This is a genomic window from Streptomyces luomodiensis (genome assembly GCF_031679605.1).
In the GTDB taxonomy this organism is placed as follows: Bacteria; Actinomycetota; Actinomycetes; order Streptomycetales; family Streptomycetaceae; genus Streptomyces; species Streptomyces luomodiensis.
Genome location: NZ_CP117522.1, coordinates 9560109 through 9582810 on the forward strand (window position 1 = coordinate 9560109; position 22702 = coordinate 9582810).

Below are 22702 nucleotides of genomic sequence, written 5' to 3' on the forward strand. Positions count from 1 at the left end.
ACCGGCCCGTGAACGGACCCGACGTGGCCGTGCTCGGCCTCGGCCCGATGGGCGCCCCGGTGGCCCGGCACATCGCTCGCGCCGGCTTCCCGCTCCAGGTGTGGAACCGCACCCGCGCCAGGGCGGAGGAGTTCGGCCACCGGGCCGTCGCCCGCCCCGAGGAACTGCGCGCGAGGATCGTCCTGTCGGCCCTGCCGGACATCGACCAGCTCGACGACATCGCGCCCGAGCCGGTGGTACGCCGCTGGGCCGCCCAGGGCACCACGCACGTGGCCGTCCTGAGCACCACGTCTCCCGACAAGGTGCGCGGGCTCGCCGGCCGGCTCGGCCGGCACGGCCTGGCCGTGCTCGACGCGCCGATGAGCGGCGGCGACGCGGGCGCCCGCGCGGGCACGCTGAGCCTGATGGTGGGCGCCGACCCGGAGGCGTACCGGACCGTGGAACCGGTACTGAGGTCCTTCGCCACCACCATCGAGCACATGGGCCCGCCCGGCGCGGGCAGCGCGGCCAAGCTGTGCAACCAGGTGATCGTCGCCGGCACCCTGGTGGCCGTGGCCGAAGCCCTCGACCTGGGCCGCAGAGCGGGCCTGTCCGGGGAACAACTGGTGCGCGTGCTCCAGGGCGGCCTGGCCGCCACTGCCGTCCTCGACGCCAAGGCGGAAAAGATCCTGCACCGCGACTACCGCCTCGGCGGCAGCGGAACCAACCAGGTCAAGGACCTGAGGTACGCCACCGCGCTGGCCGACACCCTCGGCGCCGGCCTGCCGCAGACCCGGCGCACCCGTGCCCTCTTCGAGGAGGTGCTGCGCCGGGGCCTCGGCGACGCGGACCACACGGCGGTGTACGAGGTCGTCTCCGGGGGAGCAGCGGCCGGGGAGGAGTGAGCCGTGCCCGGCTGTTCCGCTGCCGGGCCCCCGCGGGATACGTTCACCCGCAACGATCTGGGAGGAGAGCGATGGACACCCGCAGGCTCGGATACTTCGTCAGGGTGGTCGACGTCGGCAACATCACCCGGGCCGCGGACTCGCTGCACATCACCCAGTCGGCGCTCAGCCAGCACATCTCGGCCCTGGAGAGCGACTTCAAGACCCGGCTGCTGGAACGCACCGGCCGCGGCGTCCAGGTCACGGCGTCCGGCCGCTCCCTCTACCGCTATGCGCAGGGCATCCTGCGGCTGGAGAAGGCGGCGCGGATCGACCTGCGCGCCGGCAACGACACTCCCGCCGGGCTGGTGACCGTCGGCCTGGCCTCGTACAGCATGGCGCCGGGTATCGCCGTACCGCTGTTGCGGGCGGTACGCGAGCGGTACCCGAACATCCATCTGCAACTGATCCAGAACCTGACGGTGGTGATGAGCCAGGCGGTGCTGCTCGGCCAGGTGGACATGGCGCTCATCTACGACCCCGGCTATGTCAAAGGGGTCGTCTTCGACCATGTCCTGGAGGAGGAGTTCCACCTGGTCACCAGCGCCCGGGTGCCGCGCCTCACCAGCCGCGGCGACACCGTCCCCCTCAAGGAGGCGAGCCGTCTGGACTTCATCATGCCCAACGAACTGCACACCGTCCGGCGCATCACCGACGCCGCCTTCCACGCCGCGGGGCTGCACTGCTCCGTCGTCGCCGAGGTCGAGCCGGACACGGTGCTGCGGGACGCCGTGGTCAGCGGACTCGGTGCCACCGTGCTGCCGCTCACGGCCGTCCAAGCGCACTTCGCCCCCGAGGAGGTGCGGGTCTACCGTTTCGCCGACGCCCGGTTGTCCACCGCGATGTCCCTGTGCACCCCGGAGGTGCAGCCGCTCTCGCACGCCGCCGCGCTCGTGGCCGACCTGCTGCGCACGCTCCTGCTCGACCCGTCGGTCCCGGGCCGCAAAAGCGCGTCGGCGTAAGGCGTCAGACCCCGCTCCGCGCGAATTCAAGGCCGCCGGGGACCTGACGGGTGGGCAGGATCTCGATGTGTCCGATATTGACATGCGGCGGCGTACCGACGGCGAATTCGATGGCGTCGGCGATGTCCTCCGGTTTGAGCGACTCATAGCCGTCGAAGAAACGCCGCTGCGCCTCTTCCATATCGCCCAGCAGCCGGCCGAATATCTCCGTTTCGACGCGCCCCGGGCAGATTTCGGTGACGCGCACCCGCCCACCGAATGCGTCCACGCGCAGTTGCCGGGACAAGGTGTGCACCGCCGCCTTGGTGGCGTGGTAGATGGTGTTGCCGCCGAAGTTGTACACGCCGGCGATGGAGCTGATGTTGACGATGTGGCCGAGGTCGCGCCGCACCATGCCGGGCATCAGCAGCCGTACCAGGTGCAATACGGCCTGGATGTTGACCGCCACCTGCTCGTCCACGGCCCACTCGTCGGCGGTGAGGATGGTGCCCGTGCGCGACACACCGGCGTTGTTGACCAGGACGTCGATGTCCAGGCCGCCCACCGCCTCGGTGAGCGCGTCGGTGTCGGTGATGTCCACGGCGTGCGGGACGCAGCCGGTCCTGGCGGCGAGTTCGGTCAGCCGGTCGGCGTTGCGGGCGACCGCGTGCACCTCCAGGCCCTGCCGGGCGAGCCGTTCGACGACGACGGCGCCGATGCCGGTGGACGCGCCGGTGACCAGGGCGGTCTGGTAGTCGGAGAAGGACATGACGCTGGTCTCCTCTTCAGGGCAGGTGTCTTCCGCATGAGTGATGGAGGAAGGAAGTCCCTATGGATTGAATACCGGATGTGCGGTCGCGGCAATGGTGATTCTTTTTCCAGATGCCGTCAGAAGAATTTGTTGTTTGCCTTCGTCCGGTTTCACTGGCTAGCGTGCCCGCGAACCATTCCCGTCCCGTCGTCGATCGTGCGAAATGGCTGGGGAGTCGAATATGAGTATGCGTGTTCTCGTCACCCGGAACGGACTTCCGGGAAGCGGTGTGGAGCGGCTCGGCGCGGCGGCGGATCCGGTGTTCTGGACGGGCGGCGGCAAACCGGGACCGGAGGAGCTCGCCGCGCTCGCCCCGGGGGCCGGCGCCGTCCTGGCGCTGGGCAACGACCCCGTGGACGCCGCGCTGCTGGACGCCGCCGGCCCGTCCCTGCGGGTGGTGGCGCTGGCCAGCATGGGGTACGACAACGTCGACCGGGCCGCCGCGGCCGAGCGGGGGATCGTGGTGACGCACACACCGCATGTGCTGGCCGAGACCACCGCCGACCTGGCCTTCGCCCTGATCCTCGCCGCCCGGCGCCGGCTGGGCGCCGCCACCGCCGACCTGGCCCGGGGCGGCTGGGATCTGTTCCGGATGCACGACTACCTCGGCCTGGACGTCCACGGCGCCACGCTCGGGCTGATCGGCTACGGGCAGATCGGCCGCGCGGTGGCCCGGCGGGCCCACGGCTTCGGCATGCGCGTCCGCCACCACGACCCGTACGCCACGACCGGCGACGCCCTGTCCACCGCGACCGGCCTGGACGAACTGCTGGCGCAGTCCGACATCGTGTCACTGCACGTCCCGCTCACCGACGAGACGCGCCATCTGATCTCCGCACGGGAACTCGCCCTCATGAAGCCGACCGCCACCCTGGTCAGCACCGCCCGGGGCGGCGTCGTCGACGAGGACGCCCTGCTGCACGCCGTACGGGAGGGCCGGCTGCACTCCGCGGGGCTCGACGTCTACGAACGCGAGCCCATGGGCACCGAACTCTCGCCGCTGGCAAAGGAGGAGAACATCGTCACGCTGCCCCACATCGGTTCGGCCACCCACGCCACCCGCGCCGCGATGGTCGACCTCGCGGTGGACAACATCCTCGACGTCCTCGCGGGCCGCCCGGCCCGCACGGCCCTGCCGGGCACCGCCGCCGTACCAGGCATCCCCACCGTCACGTAGAGGCTCCACTTGGCTGTCGGCGCGGAGTGCCCCTCGCCCGCCCAGAAGGCCGGGCGAGGGGCACTGCCGCCGCTCAGGTCAGCACATCTTGTAGTCGTAGCGGGTGCTGTTGTAGGCGCAGGAGTCCCGGAACGCGCCGGAAGCCGTGCGCAGCGTCGCGGTGTCCTTGTCGTTGTTCCACACGTAGGCACCGCGGCCCCAGTAGACGTGGCCGGCGCTCGTGCTGCCCCGGCCGGTGTGCACCTTCACCGTCTTCCCGGCCCCTATCTTGTACGAGGGGAAGGTGTACTTGTAGCCGGTGGCGTCGCGGAGGGTGTATCCCTTGAGCTGCACGGCGCTGCTCGTGCTGTTCTTGATCTGCACATACTCGGCGTTGAGGCTGGTGTTGGAGCGGGTGTCCGAGCCAGGCGAGTCGTAGTAGACCTTGTACAGGTGGATCGAGCCGGCCGCCTGTGCGTGGGTGGGCAGCAGTGCGATGCCGACGGAGGCCGCCACGGCGAAGGCGGCGGCGGGCATGCGGGTACGAAGCACGTTCGTCCTCATGGGTCATGCCGGGTACCCCCCATGGTCCCGGCGAGGACGACCACACTACGGGCAAGACGGAACGAGCAGGGCACTGTTACCGATCTGGGATGGACCCGGCGGCGCGGCCGGTGCTCAGGTCGCCCGCAGACCGTCCAGCAGGACGCGGACAAGTCCCTCGGCCCGCTCCGGAGCGTCGCTGGTCCGACCGGTGAGCAGAAGGTAGAGGGTCGCCCCGATCAGGCCGTCCACCACGGCGTCCAGATCGGCGTCGGCGCGGAACTCGCCCGTCTCCACACCCGCTCGCAGCAGCCTGACGACAACTCCATCAGCCCCGGCGTGATCTCCACCCCATGGGGCAGCGGGAACTCGCCGGTGAGAGCGGGAGCCACATGCGGGCCATGGTCGCGGCCTCCGGCACCCGGCGACTGGGCACTGCCGACGACATCGCCGCTGCCGCCGCCTTCCTTCTGGGGCCCGACGCCACCTTCGTCACCGGCAACGACCTGCTGGTCAACGGTGGCGTGATCGCCGCTCTGCGCTCCGGCCGCAGCGGTGGAGCAGGTTGAGCCGCGACTGCCCCGGACCGCTATCCTCGCGGCGTGACACGGCGACCACTCCCTGATGAGCGACGGCCCGCGAACGACGGGCCCAAGGCTGCCGCCCGTAATCGCGCCGCCCTGATCGCCGCGGCCCGGGAGATCTTCGCGGAGTCCGGGCTGGACGTGCCACTGTCCGCGATCGCGCGCCGGGCCGGGGTCGGCCAGGGCGTGCTCTACCGGCACTTCCCCGACCGGGCCGCCGTGGCGCTTGCCGTGCTGGAGGAGAACGTCCGGGAGATCGAGCGGGCGGCGGCAGCGGACGACGCGGACCTCGCCCACGTCCTCGGTGTCCTGACGTGGCACCAGACCGAGTCGACGGCGTTCGTGGGCATCCTCCATGCCGACGGGGCAGGCGGTCGGTCCGACTACGCCGCGACGCTGTCCCAGCGGGTCGAGCGGGCCCTGCGCGGACATCTGCCCGCGGACCATCGGCTCGCCGCCGATCCCGACGATCTGATGATCGCGGTCGGCATGGTCTCCGGTGCCGTCACCGGCCCCACCCGCGAACACCGGGAGCGCCGGGCACTCGCGGCATGGCGGCTGCTGGGTGTGGAGGTGGGACCGGTGCGGCCCTTCGAGGGCCGAGAGGAGTGAACGGGCGGCGGGTCAGCCGCCGTTGGACTGACGGATCCCCTCGGCCAGGGCGTCGAAGGTGTACAGGTAGCCCCCGTCGGGCCCGCTGACGGTCATGTACGCCTTCCTGCCGCCGGGCGTGATGGCCACGTTGGTCGCCGACTCCAGACCTTCGGCGGCGCGGGCGGGGACCTCCACGGTCGCCAGCCGCTCACCGTGCTCGCTGTACACCGCCATCGCGGGCCGGCCGTGCAGCGCCTGGTAGAGGTTGCCGTCGGCGTCCACGGCGATGGAGTCGGTCTGCGCGATCCCGCCGTCGACCCGGATGGCGGTGTGCCGGGAGGCCACGCCGCCCTCGCCGTCCAGCAGCAGGTAGGAGATGCGGTCCTCGGTCAGTTCGCTGAACCACAGCCCGCGGTAGTCGGCGTCGAAGGAGATGCCGTTCGGTGCCGACAGGCCGTCCGCCAGGACGGTGGCCTTCTGCCCGTCGCGGCCGATCCGCACCACGCGCCCGGTCGGCTTCCCCTCGGACATGCCGCGTGAGTCGCTGACAAACAGGTTGCCTTCCTGGTCGAAGGCCAGATCGTCGGGGTTCATCCGCGCCCCGTCGACCTCGCCGGAGAAGAAGGTGCGCGGATCACTGCCGTCCGGCGCCAGACTCACGATCTCGCCGTGGGAGAAGTCGGTCAGATAGACACGCCCGTCGTAGGGGCTGAACTGCGCCGAGGTGTAGGTCCCGCGGTCGTCGGTGTGGAACATCCGCGAGGTCTTCTCGCGGACGTCGACGCGGAGCACCTTCCGGTCCCCGGCGGGCGCGGTGACGTCGACGACGAGCAGTTGGCCGTCCTCGTCGAAGACCGGGCCCTCCAGCAGCGTCATCCCGGTCTCCTGGTGAACCTTCGTCAGTCGCATCACCTTCTGGGCGTGGACCGTCCGGACCGCACCGGTGGCGGTCGCCGCGTCCGCGGCGGTGCCGCCTGTCTGCGTGCCGCAGCCGGTGAGGGCCAGCAGGCCGATCGTGGCGAGCTGGGCGAGCGGTGGGATCGGGAGTCGTCGCATGGAGATCACTCTTCCTGTCCGAAGGAATGCGGAAGCTGCGTCCGCACTAACCGGACAGCATTGTCCGGAGCTTGTTACGGTAGTGCATGGCTGCTCAAGTCCTGCGAGCCGCAGCTCAGTTCGTGGAAGAGACAGCCCCATGGCAGCGAACCGGAAGGAACGAGGTCCCCCGCATGGCGAATTCCCCTGCGCCGACCCCCGAGGCACTCGCCGAGCTGAGAGAGCGTTACCGGGTCGAACGGGAGCGACGCGTACGGCCCGACGGCACCCGGCAGTACCTCGCCGCCGACGCCGAGTTCGGCTACTACGCCGCCGACCCGTACGTGGAGACATCCGAGCGCGAGCCGCTGCGGGACCGGGTGGACGTCGCGGTCGTCGGCGGCGGCTTCGGCGGCATCCTCGCCGGGGCGCGGTTGCGGCAGCAGGGTGTCGAGCGGGTCCGGATCATCGAGAAGGGCGGCGACTTCGGAGGGACCTGGTACTGGAACCGGTACCCGGGCATCCACTGCGACATCGAGTCGCACGTGTACCTGCCGCTGCTCGACGAGACCGGATACGTCCCGGAGTGGAAGTACGCGCCCGGCGAGGAGATCCGCCACCACGCGGTGCGCATCTCCCAGAAGTTCGACCTCTACGCCGACGCCCTGTTCTCCACCGCGGTCACGGCTCTGACCTGGGACGACACAAATAAGGCATGGATCGTCACGACCGACCGCGGCGACACGTTCCACGCCACGTACGTCATCACGGCCACCGGCACCCTCTCGGAGCTGAAGCTCCCCGGCATCCCCGGCATCGAGACCTACCGGGGCCACACCTTCCACACCTCACGCTGGGACTACGGCTACACCGGCGGCACCCCGGACGGCGGTCTGACCGGCCTCGCCGACAAGCGCGTGGGCGTGGTGGGCACCGGTGCCACCGGTATCCAGGTCATCCCCAAGCTCGCCGAGGACGCCCGCCACCTGTACGTCTTCCAGCGCACGCCCTCCACGGTGGACATCCGTGCCAACCGCCGTACCACCGCCGCGGACGTCGGCGCCGACCGGCCGGGCTGGGCCGGTGAGCGCCGCGACAACTTCCTGCGGATCGTCTCCGGCGACGTCGCCGACGAGGATCTCGTGGCCGACCAGTGGACAGCGACGGCGGGCCTGCTGGAGAAGCTCTTGCCGAGCTTCCGCCGCCAGGGCGACCGGGCGGCCTTCGAGGCGGAGTACGAGGTCGCGGACGCCGCCAAGATGAACGAGATCCGCGCCCGCGTCGATAAGGTCGTCACCGACCCGGAGACGGCGGAGAAGCTCAAGCCCTGGTATCGGTACGCCTGCAAGCGCCCGACCTTCTCCGACCTGTACCTCCAGACGTTCAACCGCGACAACGTCACCTTGGTCGACACCGCCGACACCCACGGCATCGAGCGGATGACGGAATACGGTGTCGTCGTCGGCGACACCGAGTACCAGCTGGACTGCCTGATCTTCGCCACCGGATTCTCCGTCGGCATCTCCGGTGTCCACTCGGGCCGGCTGCCCGTGCGCGGCCGGCAGGGTGTCCGATTGCAGGACGCCTGGCGGGAGCACGGTCCGCGCACACTGCACGGCTTCACCAGCAACGGCTTCCCGAACCTCATCCAGCTGGGCGGGACGCAGAGCGCCAGCAGCGTCAACTACACACATGTGCTGGACGAGCACGCCGTGCACGCCGCCGCGCTCGTCGCCGCGGCCGAGGCCGAGGGCGCCCTGATCGAACCCTCGCGCGAGGCCGAGGACGCCTGGATCACGCTCCTGGCCGAGGGCGCCCCTGACCACGAGTGGTTCCACGCCGAGTGCACCCCCGGTTACTACAACGCCGAAGGCCGCGGCCGGCGGAACGGCCCCATCGCGTATCCCCACGGTGCGGTCGCCTTCCATGACCTGCTGCGGCGCTGGCGGAAGGAGTCCATGGACGAGGTGCTCGCCGCCCGCGACCAGGTGCTGTAACAGGCCACACCCACGGGTCGCCGGGCATGGGGGGTTCGTATCCGGGGCTTGCGTCGAGTGAGCGGTGCACGCGGGGGTACCCAGGACGGCTGAGACGCGCGTGAGGAGGGACAGACCATGGGCACCCTGACGAAACAGGCCGCGCTGAAGACAGCGACCAAGCCGTCGCTCGCCGGGAAGGCGACGGCCCGGACCGCGGCCACCGCTCCTGCTTGGTCCCGGCGGGCGATGCGAGCTCTAGGCGGCGAAAACGTCGTCGACGTGCTCACCCGCCAGCACCGGCAGATCCGGCTCGGCTTCCTGCGGGCCGCCCTTCCCGGCCCATGGCGCCGCCGGAACTTCGACCGGCTGATGCGCCTGCTCGCCGTCCACGAGGCCGCCGAAGAGGCACACGTCCATCCCGTCGCGCGCCGCGTCCTGCGGCACGGCCGCGAGCTGGCGGCCCGCCGCCGCGCGGAGGAGAAACAAGCCAAGGAGCTGCTGATCGCACTGTGGCACACGGGGCCCGACGGGGCCGGGTACCTGCGGCGCCTCAACGAGGTCAGGCGCGTGGTCTCCCGGCATGCCGCGCGTGAGGAGCGTGAGGAGTTCCAGGCCCTCCGGAAGGCCATCAGCCTTCCCCGGCTCCGCATGCTGGGCGCCGAGGTCAAGTTCGCCCAGGCCTACGCCCCGACCCGGCCGCACCGATGGGTCAACAACGAGGCCACGAACAAGCTGGCCGCACCGATCCTCGGCCCCGTCGACCGAGCACTCGACGCCCTTCGCCGGCGCAGCGCGTCGTGACGGCCGCGGTCGGCCGCCCGCGACGGTGACGCGCGGCTGCGCACCGGGTGTGGGAAATGGCTGAAAATTGATTTAACGCTAAACCATTCTGGGTGTCATTCTGGTCTCACGCCGGGCGACCGCCCGGTTGCCGGGGCCGCGTTTCCCGCCTTTCACCGCAAAGTCATGGGAGCGCTCCCGTCCCGTGTGTGACTACTCAGCGTGGGCGCTTGCGTGCCCTGCGTTGTCAAGGGTGCAACAACGCGCCCGGCCCGGCAGCCCCGTCTCCTTCCCATAACCGGAGGAAATTCCCCATGACGCAGACCCTTCCGCTCCGCCTCCACCACCACGCCTGGGTAACCGATGACCAGGAGGCCAACCGGGTCTTCTACGAGGACGTCCTCGGCCTGCCCCTGGTGGCCACATGGACCGAGAGCGACGTGCTCTTCGGGGCCGAGCGTGTCTACAGCCACTGCTTCTACGGCCTGGGCGACGGAAGCGTCCTGGCGTTCTTCCAGTTCGCCAACCAGGCGGACCGGGAGGAGTTCAACACCGCCATCAACTTCACGCCCTGGCGCCACATCGCCTTCAAGGTGGACCAGGAGACCCAGGACGGCATGCGCAGGCGCATCGCCGCGGCCGGTTACTCGGAGGAAGACGCTTATGTGATCGACCACGGGTGGTGCGTCTCGCTGTACATCACGGACCCCAACGGGCTGATGCTCGAATTCACCATTGACCACCCCGACATCGAGAAGATCGAAGCGGAGCGGCGGACGACAGCGCACGCCGACCTCGCCCGCTGGCTCGGCGGCGACCACACCAGCAACAACCCCTGGCGCTGACCCTGCCCCCGGACCGGCCCAACGAGGCATCCCGTTGAAACCGGTCCTCGCCGCGCCGGACACCCACCGGCGCGGCGGGGCCGGACCCGGAAGCTCGCGGCTGGAACCACGGGGCGCGGCCGGGGTCTTCGTGCCCCATACTCATCCGGCCCGGTGTGCCGGAACGCATTCGTCCCCCGACCGGGCCATCCGGGCGCCACCGGCTGAGCCGCGCTGGAAGAACTCCACCTCCGCCAGGGCCAGATGGCGGTCCGGGCCCAGGCCGGTGGGGGAGCGCAGGGTCAGCCGTATGGACGTCACGTCGCTGATGCCGGTGGAGACCTGTTGACAGCCCGGTTTGTCGCCGAGCGTGATGCTCGTGTGGTGTTTCCCGCTGTCCGACGTCGTCACCTCCAGGTCGATCTGGAGGGCGCGCGCCTGGTGAGCGTAGGTCTCGGCATTGACGGACGCGCCGTTGGTGATGGCCAGGTCGACCAGTCGGAACGGCTTGCGGAAGGTGTACGTGATCCACGCGCTCGGTCCGGGCGCGCCCCAGTAGCGGTTGTTCAGGCCATCGATGGTGTTGGTGGCCGGGTGGCCCGGGACCTCGGCGCTCGCGCGGATCTTCACGGGGCTCACGGGTGTGGGCTTGCCCAGTTTGTCCCGGGTGTCCTCGTACAGGGCGCGTCCGGCGGGCAGCAGCAGGACACCGCCCGCGCACAGGGCCGCCACCACGGCCAGGATCACCAGGAACCGCACCCCCCGGCCCGATCTCGCCCGCACCCGGCGGCGGAACGGCCACACCGTCCGCCACCACGGCAGCGGGTCGGGCTTCGCGGTGGTGTGCAGTGGGGCCGCGCAGCGTCGGCAGAACCGGCGCTCCGGCTGATTGGGCGTTCCGCAGGAGGGGCACGGCACCCCCGCCACCTCGTCCTCCACCGCCGCGGGCCGTACGACGGGGCGCGGGGCCACGGGTTTGGCGGGGCGCACCGGCAGTACCGGTTCCGGCGCCGGTGGCCCGGGGGCGGCAGGGCTACCCGGCCCCGGCGCGTCTCCGGTGGCCGGGGGCGCCGCTCGGGCCGGGTCGGGACCCTCCGGTGCGGGCTCCCGCCCGGCCGGGCCCTCCGCCGGGCCGGTGTGCGTCGGGACGGGGCCCGCCCCGGCAGGGGACTGCGACGGGGCCGGTTCCGATGGTGCCGGCTCCGGGGGAGCGACCCGGGACGAGGACGAGGACGTGGGCGGGGACGGGGGCGCGGACGAAGGGGCGCTCGGCGCCGGCGCGGTGTCCGACCAGCCCAGATACGCGCCGCAGTTGCCGCAGAAGTCGTCCGTGGGGCCGTTGGACGCCCCGCACGCGGGACACGCGCGCATGGCGTCACCTCCCTTCGTCGGCGGGCGGGCCGGGCAGGATCTCCACCCGGCAGACGGTGTGCACCGGGCACATGGCCCGGACGAGCGCGTGGGCCCGGTCCGCGTCCACCGGCCCCCCGTGCCCCGGCCAGACCCGGACCAGCACTTCGGCGGGCGGCTCCGGCGGCAGGTCCGCACCGGCGGTGCGCGACCACGCCGCGCCCCCGTCCCCCGCCACCTCGGCGTGCGCGCCGAGCGCCAGCCGCAGCCCCTCCACCAGCCCCCGCCGGGTGCCGCGCCACCGGTGCAGCTCCACCGCGCGCGCCACCGCCTCGCGGCGCGGCTCCACCGGCCACCGCGGGTCGTGGGCGGCGCCCACCCAGGACGCCAGCCAGGCCACGAAGTCGGCCGGCGCGACCCGCGGGTCGAGGTAGGCGGGCAGGTTGTCGAGGGTGGCGAACACCGGGGCGAGGACGGTGTCGAGTCCGGCGGTGAACCGCTGTGCGAAGTCGTCCTCGGCGTACAGGGCGGGCAGGTGCCCGCCGATGGGGTGCCTGCTCGGCAGGCCGGGGACGGCGGCGCGGCTCATCCTCGCGCCTCCGGCCCGGCCGCCGTGACGACCACCTGGTGCTGGTAGGAGAAGACGAGCGCGCCCGGGGCCACCTCGATACGGTCCGCCGGGGCGCCGCGCCGCCCGGTGAGGGGGTCGGCGGGGAACAGCCGGATCTCCTCCACGAGCGCCTCGCCGGTGGCGCGTTGCAGCACGCCGAACACCTCCCCGTACTGCACCGGCCGCCCGAACGGCCACCCGGTGCCGTCCGGGCCGCCGCGCAGCGGGTTGAGGTGCCGGAACAGCGCGGCGAGCGCCGCCTCGCGCACCCGGTCGGCGTCGCCCGGCGCCGCGGCGAGCCGGGCCACCACGGTGACGCCCTGGTAGACCGGCGGTTCCACGACGAGGCGGGTGCCGATCAGCCGCCGCTCGTCCAGGCTCGTGGTGATCGCTTCGAGCACCTGGTCGGACGGGATGAGCTGCTCGAAGCGGAGCCGGTCGCCCTCGTCGGCCACCGCGTCCGGCACCACCAGGACCCGCACCGCGCCCGGCCCGTCCCCGGCGGGCAGACAGCGCACCCGCCGCACCGAGGGCGCTGCCTGACGGCTGATGACCTCGTAGTCCTCGGCGGTCACCGCGCGCTCCTGCATCCGCAGTGCGTCCGGCGCCCGCAGCTTGGCGTTCTCGACGGTCTCCCCGGCGACCCCGCCGCGCGCCGCCTCCCGGTTCTCGACCCGCGCCACGTACGGGACGGAGCTGCGCAGGACGGAGATCGCGCCGCGGGCCACGTTGCCCGCCGGGCCGCCGCCGGTGCGGTAGCGGGCCACCCGTACCTCGGCGCCCTTGGGCGGCACGGCGCCGCACTGCCGCAGGGTGCCGTCCGGTTCGCGCAGCGCCGGGGGAAAGGTGAACTCGCCGGTGGTCGCGTCCACGCGGACATGCCGGTCGGCGGGCCCCGAGCGGCCGAAGTGCTCCACCACGTCCCAGCGCTGCCACCCCTCGGCCGAGGAGACCTCCACCACCGGCGGCTCGCCGTCGAGGAGGACCGGTGGGCGGCCGAGCCGGAAGGTCTGCCCCGCGACCCCCTCCGAGGTGCCCAGCGGCACGTCGGTGACGGTCTCGGCGTGTTCGACGGTCATGGTGCCGCCGACGGTGAACACCGCCGCCTCGCGCACCGTCGGGGACTCCGAGTAGAACGGCTGGCCCGGTTCCGCCTCGGTGACCCGGCAGCGCAGCCACCCCGCCCGGGTCCCGCTGATCACCGAGGCCGTATGAGCGGCCGGTACGTACACGATGACCTCACCGGGCCGGTTCAGCCCGCCCGTGGTGTCCGGGCCGGTCTCGCAGAGCCGCCAGCGCCCGCCGTCCCACGCCTCCCACACCAGCGGGGGCTGGCGCGGATCCACCCCGATGCCCTCGACCCGGCTGTCCAGACGCACCGCCACCACACAGCGCGGCACGGCGGTCGGCAGACCGAACAGCAGCGCGTCGCCCGGTTCCGGCGCCGCCTGGAAACACGGTACGTCGCGGCCCTCGGCCAGCTCCCCGGTGCGGTCGGTCTGCTCACCGGTCCGAGGTGCGGTCACCAGGCGTATCAACGCGCTGGGCACGATGCGCAGTTCGGCGGTGGTGGTGAACACCACGGGATCCTCCGCCTCGCCGCTCGCCGTCGTCACCTCGGTGCCGGCGGGCAGCGCCACCGTGTCGGGCTGCGGCGCCGACAGCCAGAAGTCGGCCTCGGCCACCGCCGCGGCCGGCGGGAACAGCCGGATGCCCAGCAGATCGAGGAACGCGAGGTAGTTCTTGTCCGGAACCCGGTTCAGCCGGTACAGCACCTGGTCCACCAGGTAGGCGAACGTCTCGAGCAGAGTGACGCCGGGGTCGGAGACGTTGTGGTCGGTCCACTCCGGGGCGCGCTGCTGCACGTACCGCTTCGCCTCGTCCACGAGCTGCTGGAAGCGGCGGTCGTCCAGGTTGGGGGAGGGCAGCGCCATCAGTCCGCGACCTGCTCCCCGGACCCCTCGTCGGAGGGGATCGTGTAGAAGGGGAACACCAGGTTGCGCCGGTCGTTGGTGGACCGCACGGTGTAGTGCACGTCGATGTAGAGGGTTCCGGCCTCCACGGCGTCGAACGCCACCACCACGTCGTCCACCGCGATCCGCGGCTCCCACCGCTCCAGCGCGTCGCGCACCTGCTGCGCGACGCGTCCGGCGGTGGCGCCGTCCACAGGGGCGAAGACGTCGTCGTGGATGCCGCAGCCGAACTCGGGGCGCATCGGGCGCTCGCCGGGCGCGGTGCCGAGCACCAGCCGGATCGCCTCCTCGATCTCCCGCTCCCGTTCCACCATGGCGATCCCGCCGGTCGGCCCGACCCGCAGCGGGAACGCCCAGCCGCGGCCGATGAAGCGCTCGCTCATCACACACCCCCGATCAGGACATTCACGGCGCCGATGTGCACGGTGGCGCCGCACGCCGTGCGATCGCCCGTCCGGGCGGCGGGCAGCCCGCCGATGAGCACCGGCCCCGCCGTGACGGCGCCCGGACCGGGCACGATCACATTGGCCGGTCCGAGGAGCGCGTGCGGCGGCATCGGGCAGGTGTGCAGACTGCCCACGACGGCGGCGGGCCGGCCGCCGATCAGCACCCGCGCCACCGCGGCGGCGGCGCCGGGTGGCGGGGCGGCGACCACCCCGCCGTGGCTGGTGGGGTCGCCGGTACGGGCTGCGGCTGGCATGCGGCGCTCCTCAACGAGGGTCGGATCGGACGGGCGTGGCGGACGGTCGGGCCACGGAAGCCGTCGGCCCCCGCGGCCTCGGGCCTGGTGCCGGCCGGCGGGGCCGGGAGGGCCACCGGGGAACGGGGCACGGGGTGGCGTCGGGGAGGACACGGGCCGCCGCCTCAGTTGATCCGGATGAGCGCGGCCTTGAGCACACCCAGCAGACCGCCGTCCACGGTGACCTCCGACTGGCCGGCGACCCGCACCGTGCGGCCGCCGATGCGCACCGCGTTCGTGGCGCCCAGGTCCACCGTTCCGCCCCGTACCTTCACCGTGCCCTCCTTGGCGTCGAGCGTGATGCCGTCCTTGTCGAGCACGACCGAGCCGAGGGCGCGGCCCCGCCCGGCGTAGACCGTCAGCTCGATCCGGTTCCGCCGGTCGTCCAGGCGCACCTGGAGGCGTTCGTCCCCCGTCATCAGCCGCAGCCCCGAGGGGCCCGGCGCCTTCGCGTCCAAAAGCTCCACCCGGTGGCCCGAACGCGACACCACCGAGCGGCGGTTGACCTTTCCGCTCGTGCCGTCGACCAGGGGCACGTCATGGGGCGAGGGCCGGTCCACGCCGTTGTAGAGCCCGCCGATGACGTACGGACTGTCCAGCAGGCCCTGTTCGAACCCCACCAGCACCTCGTCGTTGACCTCCGGGCTCACCACGCCCCCGCCGCCCTTGCCGCCCCACTGCACGGTGCGCACCCAGTCGGTGACGTAGTCGTCGTCCAGCCAGGGGAACCTCAGCCGCACCGCGCCGCGTTCACCGCCGTCCGGCTCGCGCACGTCCGTCACCACACCGATCGCCAGGCCCGGTACGCGGGGGCCGCGGGACGGTGCGTTGGCGCCCGTCACCAGGCCCGTCAGGGAGCGGTCCGGGCTGGCGCTCACCCACACCGTCGTCCGGTACCCGCCGTGCGGTTCGAGGACGTGGCGCACCGCGGTGGCCGTGTACCGGCCCGAGAACGCCTGCCCCACGTTGCCCAGCGCCACGGGTTTGCCCGCCCGCAGCCGCGGGTTCCCCTCGGCCAGCGCCTCCAGCTCCCCGAACCCCGCGCTGACGTGCGCGGCCGTCGCGTCCGCGACCGCCGTGGTCTCCGCCTGTGTGCGGTACGGGGTGTCGGTGACCGTCAGTTTCGCCGACGCGCCGAACCGGGCGCCGAGCGCGGGGCTCAGGCCCGGCAGCACCGTCTCGCTGGTCACCGACGGATGCCGCGCCACCAGCGGCCTCTTCGTGGTGGTGTCCCAGCCGCGCACCTCCACCGACGCCGCGCCGTCCGCGGCCGTCAGCGAGGCCCGCAGCGCCAGCAGATTCCGCCCGTACTCCAGCACCATCGGGTTCCGGGTGGCCGGGGTGGACGGCGCGGGCGCGCCGGAGGCCCTCTCCGGCCGGACGAACTGGAGCACCCCCTGGTCGTCCACGCGCACCTGGGCGCCGCTCTCACCCGCCAGATAGTGCAGGAAGTCCCAGTCGGACACGTTCGCCTGCGAGAGCTGCCGATAGGTGACGGGCGCGGCCTGCACCGTGCCACAGGTCAGCCCGGCGCCCGCGGCCACCTTGCGGACGATCGCCGCCGCCGTCATGTTCCGGTACGCCCGCACCCTCCGGCCCCGCTGGAGGCGGTGCGCCTTGGAGTAGGCGCGCACCACCGTGAACGACCCCGTACGGTCCCGGTCCAGCTCCAGCGCCGTCACCTCGCCGCCGAACAGCCGCTCCCGCGCCTGCCCGGACGCCGTCACCACCGACACCCGCAGCGGGGTGCCGATGGTGATGCCGGTCGCCGCCAGCAACTCGTGGTCCGGGTCGCGGAAGGTGAGCACCGCCGCGTCCGGCAGGCCCACGTTCTCGTCCACCACGCAGCTCACCAACTGGGCGGCCCACACCGGGGGGAGTTCGGCGGGCGCCTCCACCACCGGGTCCGCCGCGAACGACCGGCCGCCTTGCGCCTGGGACGTGCTCACCGCTTCTCCTCGCTCCCGGCGTCCCGCAGTCCGGGCACCACCAGTTCGGCGCCGGGCGCGAGCACCATCGGGTCGTCGATGCCGTTCGCCTCCGCGATGACCCGCCAGGCCGTCGGGTCGCCGTACTCCCGCCAGGCCAGCAGGGCCAGGCTGTCGCCCGCCACCACGGTGTGCGTACTGCGGGCGGTCCGCGCCCCGGACGTCGGGTTCTGGCCCGGCGGGTCGACGCTCGCCTCCTCGATCGACAGCGCGCAGGTGGCCCGCAGCGGCTTGCCGTCCACGTCGAACAGCGTGTACGTCACCGACAGGCTCGACAGCACCCCGTCGAACGAGGTCGTCCGCGCCGTGCCCCACTCGAACCGCACCCACGGACTGGCCGGTTTCTTGCGGCCCAGGCTGGCCGGGGTCGGCACACACGCCTTCATCAGCTTCTCCACCGCCTGCTCCACCGAGCCGTCGTGGGTGGCGGTCGCGTCCAGGAACACCTCGAGGCTCAGGGTGCGCGGCCCGCTGCCCACGAACTCGGGCAGCGCCGACTGCCCGGCCATACGGGACGGGGTGCGCCGCCACTCGGTGGTCTTGCGCAGCTCCAGCGTGGACGGGTTGAACTGGAGGCCGAGCCGCGCGATCGTCCCGCCGGGCTTCGCCCCGACCGACGTCGGCGGCTCCTTCAGGGTGAGCTGCGCCCTCGCCCGGCTGGCGCGGACCGCTGGGGACATACCGGGCCTTCCTTTCTGGGGGGGGGGGAGGGGGGACGGGGTACGCGGGTCCGGGGGACGGGGGTACGCCGGTCGGCTCAGGGAGGGGTCAGGAGGGACGCAGCCCCTCGTGGGCGATCTCCAGGGTCTCCACGGCGGGTTCGGAGCTGGCGGGATCGAACGACGGCCCCTGCCAGCGCACGGGGACGATCCCGAACACCTGCCAACTGATGATCCGGGTCAAGTCCGGTTTCAGCGCCACGATCTCGCCGTCCTTGGGCTCCACCCGACGCAGCGTCTCGTCCAGCCAGCGGCCGATCTTGGCCGTGTCGGCGGTGACCGGCCGGGTGAGCGTGATGTTCGACCAGGTGACGCGCCCGGGTAGCTGCCAGGTGAAGCCGTTGTTGCCGCCCTCGGCGTAGCTCTCCATCTCGACCTCGGCGCCCATACCGGAGCAGGTGTGGAAGGCGCCCAGGTCGTTGCCGCCGATGGCGAGCCGGAAGAACACGCTCGTCGCGAAGATGCTGTCCGTCATGCGTCCGCCCTCCGCCCACCCGCCGGTTCACCCGCCCGTTCGCCCTTCCCGCCGACCGTCCGACCGCCTGTCCGCCTGCTCACCCGTCCGTTCATCCGTGCGCCCACCCGTCCGTTCAGCCGTGCGTTCGTCCGGACGTCATCCATCGGCCCGTTCACGTGCCTGTCCATGTGCCCGTGCCTCCGTCTCCCGGCCTCAGCGGCGTCCGTCGTAGGGGCGGCCCATGCGTTCCCGGCCGCGCCGCAGTTCGGCGCGGAGCAGCCGGGCCACCGGATCGAGCAGGCGGCGCGCCAGGTCGTCCAGGTCGGCGCCGGGGTTCTCCAGGGCGTCGGGGTGCTGGGCGGCGCCCGCGCCGGACGCGGGCGAGGCGGCCGGGCCGGCGGCCCGCGCCGGCCGATCACCGGCCGGCACGCCCGTGGCCGGTCCGCCCGTGGGCACAGCGGAGCCAACCGGCGCCGCCTCGCGACGCTGGACCGGTGGCGCCGTCCGGCCGGTTCCGCCGCCACCTGTCGCTGGCGCGGCGCCGTGTGCCCCGGAACCCGGCCGGGCCCGCACCACGGGAACGGGCCGCGCCGGGACCGCGGTGGCCGACGGGAGGCCCGTCGGCGCCGGTCCCTCCGGGGTGGCCACCGGGCGCCGGTCCGGTACGGCGGTGGCCGGTACGGCCGGGGCGGTTCGGACGACGGGGGTGGCCGGAGCGGCCGGGGTGGCCGGGGTGGCGGCGGTGCCGTGGGCGGTCGGGGTGCGCGCCGTGACGTCCCCGGCCGTGGTCCGGCCGGGCGGTGCGGGCCGGACCACAGGGGCGGGCTGGACGGCGCTCAGGGCACGTTGGCCGGGGCCAGGGGCGCGCTGCACGGGGTCCAGGGCGCCGCTCTGTCGTACGCCCGGAACGACCGGCCCGGGGCGTACGGCCGCGGCCCGCTGGACCCGTGGCGCCGCCGGAACGGTGGCGGAAGGGTGCGGGACCGACGGCGCGGGGCCCTCGGGGGCCTTCCCGGGGGCCTCCCCGGGGGTGGCCGGGCCACCGGACCAGCGCACCGGCACCACGGGACGGCCGCCGGGTCGCGCGACGGCAGGCGGCGCCGTCCCGTGCGCCGCGCGGGTGTCGAGGGTGAGGGGACGCGCGGCGAGCAGCGCGAGCGAGCGGGGTACCGCTTGAGCGGGGCGCGCTGCACGGCGGGCCGTGCCGCTCGGGGCGGCCACGCCGGGGCCGCCGTCGCCACCGGTGCGGGCGGCCACCGCTCGGGCGACGACAACCGGCGAGGGGGCGCCCGGTCCCGGTCCGGCGGCCGCGGCGCCGGGTCGCTGGGCGCGTCCCGCCGTGCCGGACGCGTCCGTGTCGTGTGCGTCCGGCGCGGCTGGGGACGGCGTGACCAGCGGTGGGGCGGGTGTGTGCGCGGGCCCATGACGGACGGCGTCACCTGCCGGGTCGGTGGACGGGGGATGGCCCATGAGGTGGTGCGGCACATCGGCCGACCCCAGCAGAGGGGCGGCCTGGTCCGTCCCGCCGCTTCCTGGCGACGCCGGATCACCCGCCGTGGGCGGTGCTGTTGACGGCCCCGGCCCGCGGCCTGGTCCCGCCGGAGCGCGCTGGGCGTCCGGGCCGGGAGCCGTGCGGGCGGCGCGGGCGCCGGACGCGGTGGAACCGGGTGCCTCGGCGCTCGGCGGCAGGGCGGGCAGAGGCGCGCCCAGACCGCCGCGCGCCCGTGCCCCGGAGCGGCCGGGCGCCGGGGGCCGGCGCGGGGGGTTCGCCGGGCCGTCCGGGCCGTCCGGATCGTCCGGCGCGCCGTGCGCCGTACGCGTCGCGCCGCCGTCGTACGGGACCGGGCCGCCGGTGGCGCCGTCCGCGCGGCGCTGGACGACGGGCCCCACCGGCCCGGGTGCGGCGTGCGGAGCCGAGGCGCCCGGGGGCGGCGGGGCCGCCGTGGGGGGAAGTTCGCTCAGCGGCGCGCCGAGGGGCGCGCGGCTTCCCGCGCGCGGGGCGCCGGGTGCCGTGGCGTCGCCGGGTGCCATCGGGGTGGCGGCGGTGGGTGCCGTCGTGGGGGCGGCGGTGGGGCCGGGCGCCCCGGACGTGGCCCGGTCGCCGGGCGTCGCGCTCGTGGCCGGACGCAGTGCCGGAAGGCGGCGCACCGGTCCGGCGGGCCGCCGGGCGACGATCGGCGAAGGCCCCAGCGGACGGAGGGGGACGGCCGGTCCGGACTCGTCGGGGCCGGAGGCCGCCTGCCCGTCTCCCCGGGCGGAACCTGTCCCCGACGTCCCTGCTGCGGTGCGTCGGCCGGACGGACCGGCGGACGGCGGCGTACCGCCCTCGGCCCGGGACCCGCCCGGCGGCCGGGCCTGGCCGGTGCGGTGCGGTGCGGCGGGCCCGCCGTCGGCGGACCGGGCCACGGACGCCTTCGCGTGCGGCACCACGGCCACGCGTCGCACGAGCGGGATCTGGGGAGGAGTTGTCCGGCGACCGGTGCCGGCGGAGGTCACCACCGGGCCGGCACCCGGTACGGCAGGGGAGGGAGCGAGGCCGCGATCCCGGTGCGGGGTGTCCGAACCGCCGTCTGCGGAAGGGGCGCCGGTGACGGGGCGCGCCACGGCGGCCCGCGGCTCGGGGCCCGTCCCGGCGGGTCCGGTCCCGGCGGACCCCGTGCCGCCGGAGCGGTCACGGGAAGACCGCATGACGGAGGGCCCCGACCCGGACGGAGCGGGCCGGGTCCCGACCGGACCGGGCGCAGGGGCACCGGACGTGACGGAACCGGGCACAGAGGCACCGGACGTGGCGGAACCGGATATGACGGCACCGGACGTGGCGGAACCAGACGTGGCGGAACCGGATATGACGGCACCGGACGTGACGGCACCGGACGTGGCGGAACCGGACGCGGCGGAACCGGACGTGACGGAACCGGACGTGACCGCACCGGACGCGCCAGGACCGGACGCGGCAGGACCGGACGCGGCAGGACCGGGCGCTCCCGGCCCGGTCCGTCCGGGGCCGGACGGTCGCGCACCCGCACGCGAGCGCCCCGCGGCCCCGCCGGCGCCCCCGGCCCGCGCAGCACCCGCGACCCCCGGTGTCCGGGCGTCCGGCGCGGCGTCCGGGGTACCGCCGTCGGAGGCGGCCGCTCCCTCCGGACGCACGGCGCGGAGCAGCAGCGGCCCCCCGCCGCTCGGAGCGGACCGGGGAGCGGCCGGGCGGGTGACGCCGCGCAGCAGTCCGGCCGGGGCGGTGGGGAGCAGAGCGTGGCCGAGACCGGCGTCGAACGACGGGTTCTGCCAGGCCGCGAGGCTCGCGCGGAAGGCGAGGCCGTCGCTGACGGCGAGCGGGGTGCGGGCCACGGTGAGGTGCGGCGGCGCGGTACGGCGCCATCCGCCGTCCCAGTCACCCGGCACGGACGGCCCCGGCACTTCGGACGCGCCGGGGCTCACCCCGTCGTCCGACCGCCCGCCCCGACCGGAACCCAGCCCGGCCCCGGAATCCAGCCCGGCCCCAGGACCCGCCGTCCCCGCAGGTTCCGCCGTGCGGGCGGCGGGGCGCCGGCGCCGTCTGTGCAGCCATGCCATCCGCTCAGCCACCTTCGTTCACACGCGTGTTGATCCGGGCGATCTCGGCCACCCACTGCCGGCGCTCGTCGTGGGTCAGGTCGAGGATCTCCGCGCGGGGCCAGTGGAAGTGGTAGGCGATGTACGCGATCTCCTCCCGGAGCCGGGGAAGGGCGTACGTCACGATTCCCCCAGGCGCCCACCCGAGAGGTCGACCTCGAAGCCGCCCTCGCAGTGCGGGCAGGTCACCGCGGCGCGGGTGTGGCCCTCGCTGTTGACGCGGCGGTAGAAGTCCTGGAGGAAGGCGACGTCCGTGGCGTACATCCGCTCCACGATCCCGGCGTGCACATCGGTGAGGGTGCCGAGCCGGGTGATCACCTGGCTGAGCAGCACCACGCTCAGGTACGCCGGGTTCTCCTTGACCCGCAGGTCGATCTGGGGCCGCAGCTCGTCCCGGGCGGTGGCCAGCCGCATGGTGCCGTGGCGGTGGACCGCGCCCGTCTCGTCCACGTACCCGCGTGGCAACTCGAACGCGAACTCCGTCCGCAGCCCGTGGTCCTCCCCGGACGTGGCCGGAGTCGCCGGGGCCGCCGCCGTCTGCTCCGGGGCGGGAGCGGGCGCCGTCACCTGGAGGATCTCCTCCAGGTTGCCCGCGGTCACCGTACGGCGCCTCATTCGACCACGATCTCCTCGAAGACGATCGTCACCGTCTCGGTGGCCGCGGCCGACTCGCCCGCCTTCAGCGACGGGCCCTCCCATTTGGACGCCCAGCCCTGCATGAGCTGGATGCGCCGGACGGTGGTGCCCTCGGAGTCCTTGATCTCGATGGTGAGGTTCTGCCGGGCGGCGTCCACGGCGCCCTTGTTCAGCGTCTCCTTGATCCACTCGGTGAACTCGCTGCTCTTGTCGAGTCCCCGGGTGATCGTGACCTCTCCGGCCTGCCGGGCGCCGGGCTGCTTGCGGATGATCTGTTTGCCCTCCGAGCTGACCTGGCGTACCTCGACGACCTCCTCCTCGACCGTCAGCCCGCTGATCTCCTGAATCGACTCGACCAGATAGCCGCCGAGCTGCACGCCGAAGACGTGGGTGGAAAGAGCGTCACCCTCTGCCATGACTGTCCGTCACCTCTCCTTGCGATCCGCGG

At 73.6% G+C, this 22702-nt stretch carries 23 protein-coding genes and 1 pseudogene; 8 read left to right on the forward strand and 16 right to left on the reverse strand.

Features of this window, described 5'->3' with window-relative positions; translation table 11 throughout:
* The first annotated feature begins 8 nt into the window (after positions 1 to 8).
* Together PS467_RS40000 and PS467_RS40005 are read left to right on the forward strand one after the other, a co-directional pair.
* A complete protein-coding gene (locus PS467_RS40000; protein WP_311039426.1) occupies positions 9 to 884 on the forward strand; it encodes an NAD(P)-dependent oxidoreductase in 876 nt (291 codons plus the stop codon).
* Positions 885 to 955: 71 nt separating this feature from the next.
* Positions 956 to 1885, forward strand: a complete 930-nt coding sequence (locus tag PS467_RS40005; protein ID WP_311039427.1) for a LysR substrate-binding domain-containing protein — start codon at positions 956 to 958, stop codon at positions 1883 to 1885.
* Between the two features lie 4 nt (positions 1886 to 1889).
* On the opposite strand, the gene PS467_RS40010 is transcribed toward PS467_RS40005, so the two are convergent.
* Positions 1890 to 2633, reverse strand: coding sequence for an SDR family oxidoreductase (locus tag PS467_RS40010; RefSeq protein WP_311039428.1), 744 nt, complete (start codon positions 2631 to 2633; stop codon positions 1890 to 1892).
* A gap of 223 nt (positions 2634 to 2856) precedes the next feature.
* On the opposite strand from PS467_RS40010, the gene PS467_RS40015 reads away from it, so the two are divergent.
* Entirely contained in the window at positions 2857 to 3852 is a 996-nt protein-coding gene (locus PS467_RS40015; protein ID WP_311039429.1) for a 2-hydroxyacid dehydrogenase, read from the forward strand.
* 78 nt (positions 3853 to 3930) lie between these two features.
* On the opposite strand, the gene PS467_RS40020 is transcribed toward PS467_RS40015, so the two are convergent.
* Together PS467_RS40020 and PS467_RS40025 are read right to left on the reverse strand one after the other, a co-directional pair.
* Entirely contained in the window at positions 3931 to 4368 is a 438-nt protein-coding gene (locus PS467_RS40020; RefSeq protein WP_311040096.1) for a lamin tail domain-containing protein, read from the reverse strand.
* Between the two features lie 141 nt (positions 4369 to 4509).
* On the reverse strand, positions 4510 to 4671 hold the full coding sequence (locus tag PS467_RS40025; protein ID WP_311040121.1) for a hypothetical protein: 162 nt from the start codon (positions 4669 to 4671) through the stop codon (positions 4510 to 4512).
* A gap of 24 nt (positions 4672 to 4695) precedes the next feature.
* Here PS467_RS40025 and PS467_RS40030 point away from each other — a divergent pair.
* Both PS467_RS40030 and PS467_RS40035 read left to right on the forward strand, forming a co-directional pair.
* A pseudogene (locus tag PS467_RS40030) lies at positions 4696 to 4943 on the forward strand (SDR family oxidoreductase); the annotation flags it as partial.
* Positions 4944 to 4976: 33 nt separating this feature from the next.
* On the forward strand, positions 4977 to 5570 hold the full coding sequence (locus tag PS467_RS40035; RefSeq protein WP_311039430.1) for a TetR family transcriptional regulator: 594 nt from the start codon (positions 4977 to 4979) through the stop codon (positions 5568 to 5570).
* Between the two features lie 12 nt (positions 5571 to 5582).
* On the opposite strand, the gene PS467_RS40040 is transcribed toward PS467_RS40035, so the two are convergent.
* On the reverse strand, positions 5583 to 6608 hold the full coding sequence (locus PS467_RS40040; protein ID WP_311039431.1) for an SMP-30/gluconolactonase/LRE family protein: 1026 nt from the start codon (positions 6606 to 6608) through the stop codon (positions 5583 to 5585).
* Between the two features lie 173 nt (positions 6609 to 6781).
* Between PS467_RS40040 and PS467_RS40045 the strand changes: the two genes are divergently transcribed.
* The 3 genes from PS467_RS40045 to PS467_RS40055 all read left to right on the forward strand — a co-directional run bounded on the left by PS467_RS40045 (position 6782) and on the right by PS467_RS40055 (position 10191).
* Complete coding sequence (locus PS467_RS40045; RefSeq protein WP_311039432.1) at positions 6782 to 8584, forward strand: flavin-containing monooxygenase; 1803 nt, start codon at positions 6782 to 6784, stop codon at positions 8582 to 8584.
* Between the two features lie 117 nt (positions 8585 to 8701).
* Positions 8702 to 9367: a hemerythrin domain-containing protein gene (locus PS467_RS40050; protein WP_311039433.1), complete on the forward strand. Its 666-nt coding sequence runs from the start codon at positions 8702 to 8704 to the stop codon at positions 9365 to 9367.
* A gap of 293 nt (positions 9368 to 9660) precedes the next feature.
* Positions 9661 to 10191, forward strand: a complete 531-nt coding sequence (locus PS467_RS40055; RefSeq protein ID WP_268976606.1) for a VOC family protein — start codon at positions 9661 to 9663, stop codon at positions 10189 to 10191.
* Between the two features lie 141 nt (positions 10192 to 10332).
* Here PS467_RS40055 and PS467_RS40060 read toward each other — a convergent pair whose 3' ends face one another.
* The 12 genes from PS467_RS40060 to PS467_RS40115 all read right to left on the reverse strand — a co-directional run bounded on the left by PS467_RS40060 (position 10333) and on the right by PS467_RS40115 (position 22670).
* A complete protein-coding gene (locus PS467_RS40060) occupies positions 10333 to 11160 on the reverse strand; it encodes an NADase-type glycan-binding domain-containing protein (protein ID WP_311039434.1) in 828 nt (275 codons plus the stop codon).
* 385 nt (positions 11161 to 11545) lie between these two features.
* A complete protein-coding gene (locus PS467_RS40065; RefSeq protein WP_311039435.1) occupies positions 11546 to 12109 on the reverse strand; it encodes a phage tail protein in 564 nt (187 codons plus the stop codon).
* The gene (locus tag PS467_RS40070; RefSeq protein ID WP_311039436.1) at positions 12106 to 14064 is read right to left on the reverse strand and encodes a putative baseplate assembly protein; all 1959 of its coding nucleotides are present in this window, start codon (positions 14062 to 14064) and stop codon (positions 12106 to 12108) included. The genes PS467_RS40065 and PS467_RS40070 overlap by 4 nt, the downstream gene beginning before the upstream one ends.
* Entirely contained in the window at positions 14064 to 14486 is a 423-nt protein-coding gene (locus PS467_RS40075) for a GPW/gp25 family protein (RefSeq protein ID WP_311039437.1), read from the reverse strand. The genes PS467_RS40070 and PS467_RS40075 overlap by 1 nt, the downstream gene beginning before the upstream one ends.
* Positions 14486 to 14803 (reverse strand): PAAR domain-containing protein, encoded by a 318-nt coding sequence (locus PS467_RS40080; RefSeq protein WP_268976613.1) that lies wholly within the window; start codon positions 14801 to 14803, stop codon positions 14486 to 14488. The genes PS467_RS40075 and PS467_RS40080 overlap by 1 nt, the downstream gene beginning before the upstream one ends.
* 164 nt (positions 14804 to 14967) lie before the next feature.
* Complete coding sequence (locus tag PS467_RS40085; protein WP_311039438.1) at positions 14968 to 16791, reverse strand: VgrG-related protein; 1824 nt, start codon at positions 16789 to 16791, stop codon at positions 14968 to 14970.
* Positions 16788 to 17510 (reverse strand): CIS tube protein, encoded by a 723-nt coding sequence (locus PS467_RS40090; RefSeq protein ID WP_311039439.1) that lies wholly within the window; start codon positions 17508 to 17510, stop codon positions 16788 to 16790. Before PS467_RS40090 ends, PS467_RS40085 begins: the two co-directional genes overlap by 4 nt.
* Before the next feature lie 88 nt (positions 17511 to 17598).
* Positions 17599 to 18024 (reverse strand): phage tail protein, encoded by a 426-nt coding sequence (locus PS467_RS40095; protein ID WP_268976616.1) that lies wholly within the window; start codon positions 18022 to 18024, stop codon positions 17599 to 17601.
* 195 nt (positions 18025 to 18219) lie between these two features.
* Entirely contained in the window at positions 18220 to 20451 is a 2232-nt protein-coding gene (locus tag PS467_RS40100) for a hypothetical protein (protein ID WP_311039440.1), read from the reverse strand.
* 1132 nt (positions 20452 to 21583) lie between these two features.
* Positions 21584 to 21742, reverse strand: coding sequence for a DUF6760 family protein (locus PS467_RS40105; protein ID WP_268976619.1), 159 nt, complete (start codon positions 21740 to 21742; stop codon positions 21584 to 21586).
* A complete protein-coding gene (locus PS467_RS40110) occupies positions 21739 to 22233 on the reverse strand; it encodes a hypothetical protein (protein ID WP_311039441.1) in 495 nt (164 codons plus the stop codon). Before PS467_RS40110 ends, PS467_RS40105 begins: the two co-directional genes overlap by 4 nt.
* A complete protein-coding gene (locus PS467_RS40115; protein WP_268976621.1) occupies positions 22230 to 22670 on the reverse strand; it encodes a phage tail protein in 441 nt (146 codons plus the stop codon). The genes PS467_RS40110 and PS467_RS40115 overlap by 4 nt, the downstream gene beginning before the upstream one ends.
* Positions 22671 to 22702 lie beyond the last annotated feature (32 nt).

What these genes read in the sequence shown, in the direction of transcription:
- PS467_RS40005 (WP_311039427.1), top strand. Translation starts at nt 956, where the DNA reads ATGGACACCCGCAGGCTCGGATACTTCGTCAGGGTGGTCGACGTCGGC.
- PS467_RS40010 (WP_311039428.1), bottom strand. Translation starts at nt 2,633, where the DNA reads ATGTCCTTCTCCGACTACCAGACCGCCCTGGTCACCGGCGCGTCCACC.
- PS467_RS40015 (WP_311039429.1), top strand. Translation starts at nt 2,857, where the DNA reads ATGAGTATGCGTGTTCTCGTCACCCGGAACGGACTTCCGGGAAGCGGT.
- PS467_RS40020 (WP_311040096.1), bottom strand. Translation starts at nt 4,368, where the DNA reads ATGCCCGCCGCCGCCTTCGCCGTGGCGGCCTCCGTCGGCATCGCACTG.
- PS467_RS40040 (WP_311039431.1), bottom strand. Translation starts at nt 6,608, where the DNA reads ATGCGACGACTCCCGATCCCACCGCTCGCCCAGCTCGCCACGATCGGC.
- PS467_RS40045 (WP_311039432.1), top strand. Translation starts at nt 6,782, where the DNA reads ATGGCGAATTCCCCTGCGCCGACCCCCGAGGCACTCGCCGAGCTGAGA.
- PS467_RS40050 (WP_311039433.1), top strand. Translation starts at nt 8,702, where the DNA reads ATGGGCACCCTGACGAAACAGGCCGCGCTGAAGACAGCGACCAAGCCG.
- PS467_RS40055 (WP_268976606.1), top strand. Translation starts at nt 9,661, where the DNA reads ATGACGCAGACCCTTCCGCTCCGCCTCCACCACCACGCCTGGGTAACC.
- PS467_RS40065 (WP_311039435.1), bottom strand. Translation starts at nt 12,109, where the DNA reads ATGAGCCGCGCCGCCGTCCCCGGCCTGCCGAGCAGGCACCCCATCGGC.
- PS467_RS40070 (WP_311039436.1), bottom strand. Translation starts at nt 14,064, where the DNA reads ATGGCGCTGCCCTCCCCCAACCTGGACGACCGCCGCTTCCAGCAGCTC.
- PS467_RS40075 (WP_311039437.1), bottom strand. Translation starts at nt 14,486, where the DNA reads ATGAGCGAGCGCTTCATCGGCCGCGGCTGGGCGTTCCCGCTGCGGGTC.
- PS467_RS40080 (WP_268976613.1), bottom strand. Translation starts at nt 14,803, where the DNA reads ATGCCAGCCGCAGCCCGTACCGGCGACCCCACCAGCCACGGCGGGGTG.
- PS467_RS40090 (WP_311039439.1), bottom strand. Translation starts at nt 17,510, where the DNA reads ATGTCCCCAGCGGTCCGCGCCAGCCGGGCGAGGGCGCAGCTCACCCTG.
- PS467_RS40095 (WP_268976616.1), bottom strand. Translation starts at nt 18,024, where the DNA reads ATGACGGACAGCATCTTCGCGACGAGCGTGTTCTTCCGGCTCGCCATC.
- PS467_RS40110 (WP_311039441.1), bottom strand. Translation starts at nt 22,233, where the DNA reads ATGAGGCGCCGTACGGTGACCGCGGGCAACCTGGAGGAGATCCTCCAG.
- PS467_RS40115 (WP_268976621.1), bottom strand. Translation starts at nt 22,670, where the DNA reads ATGGCAGAGGGTGACGCTCTTTCCACCCACGTCTTCGGCGTGCAGCTC.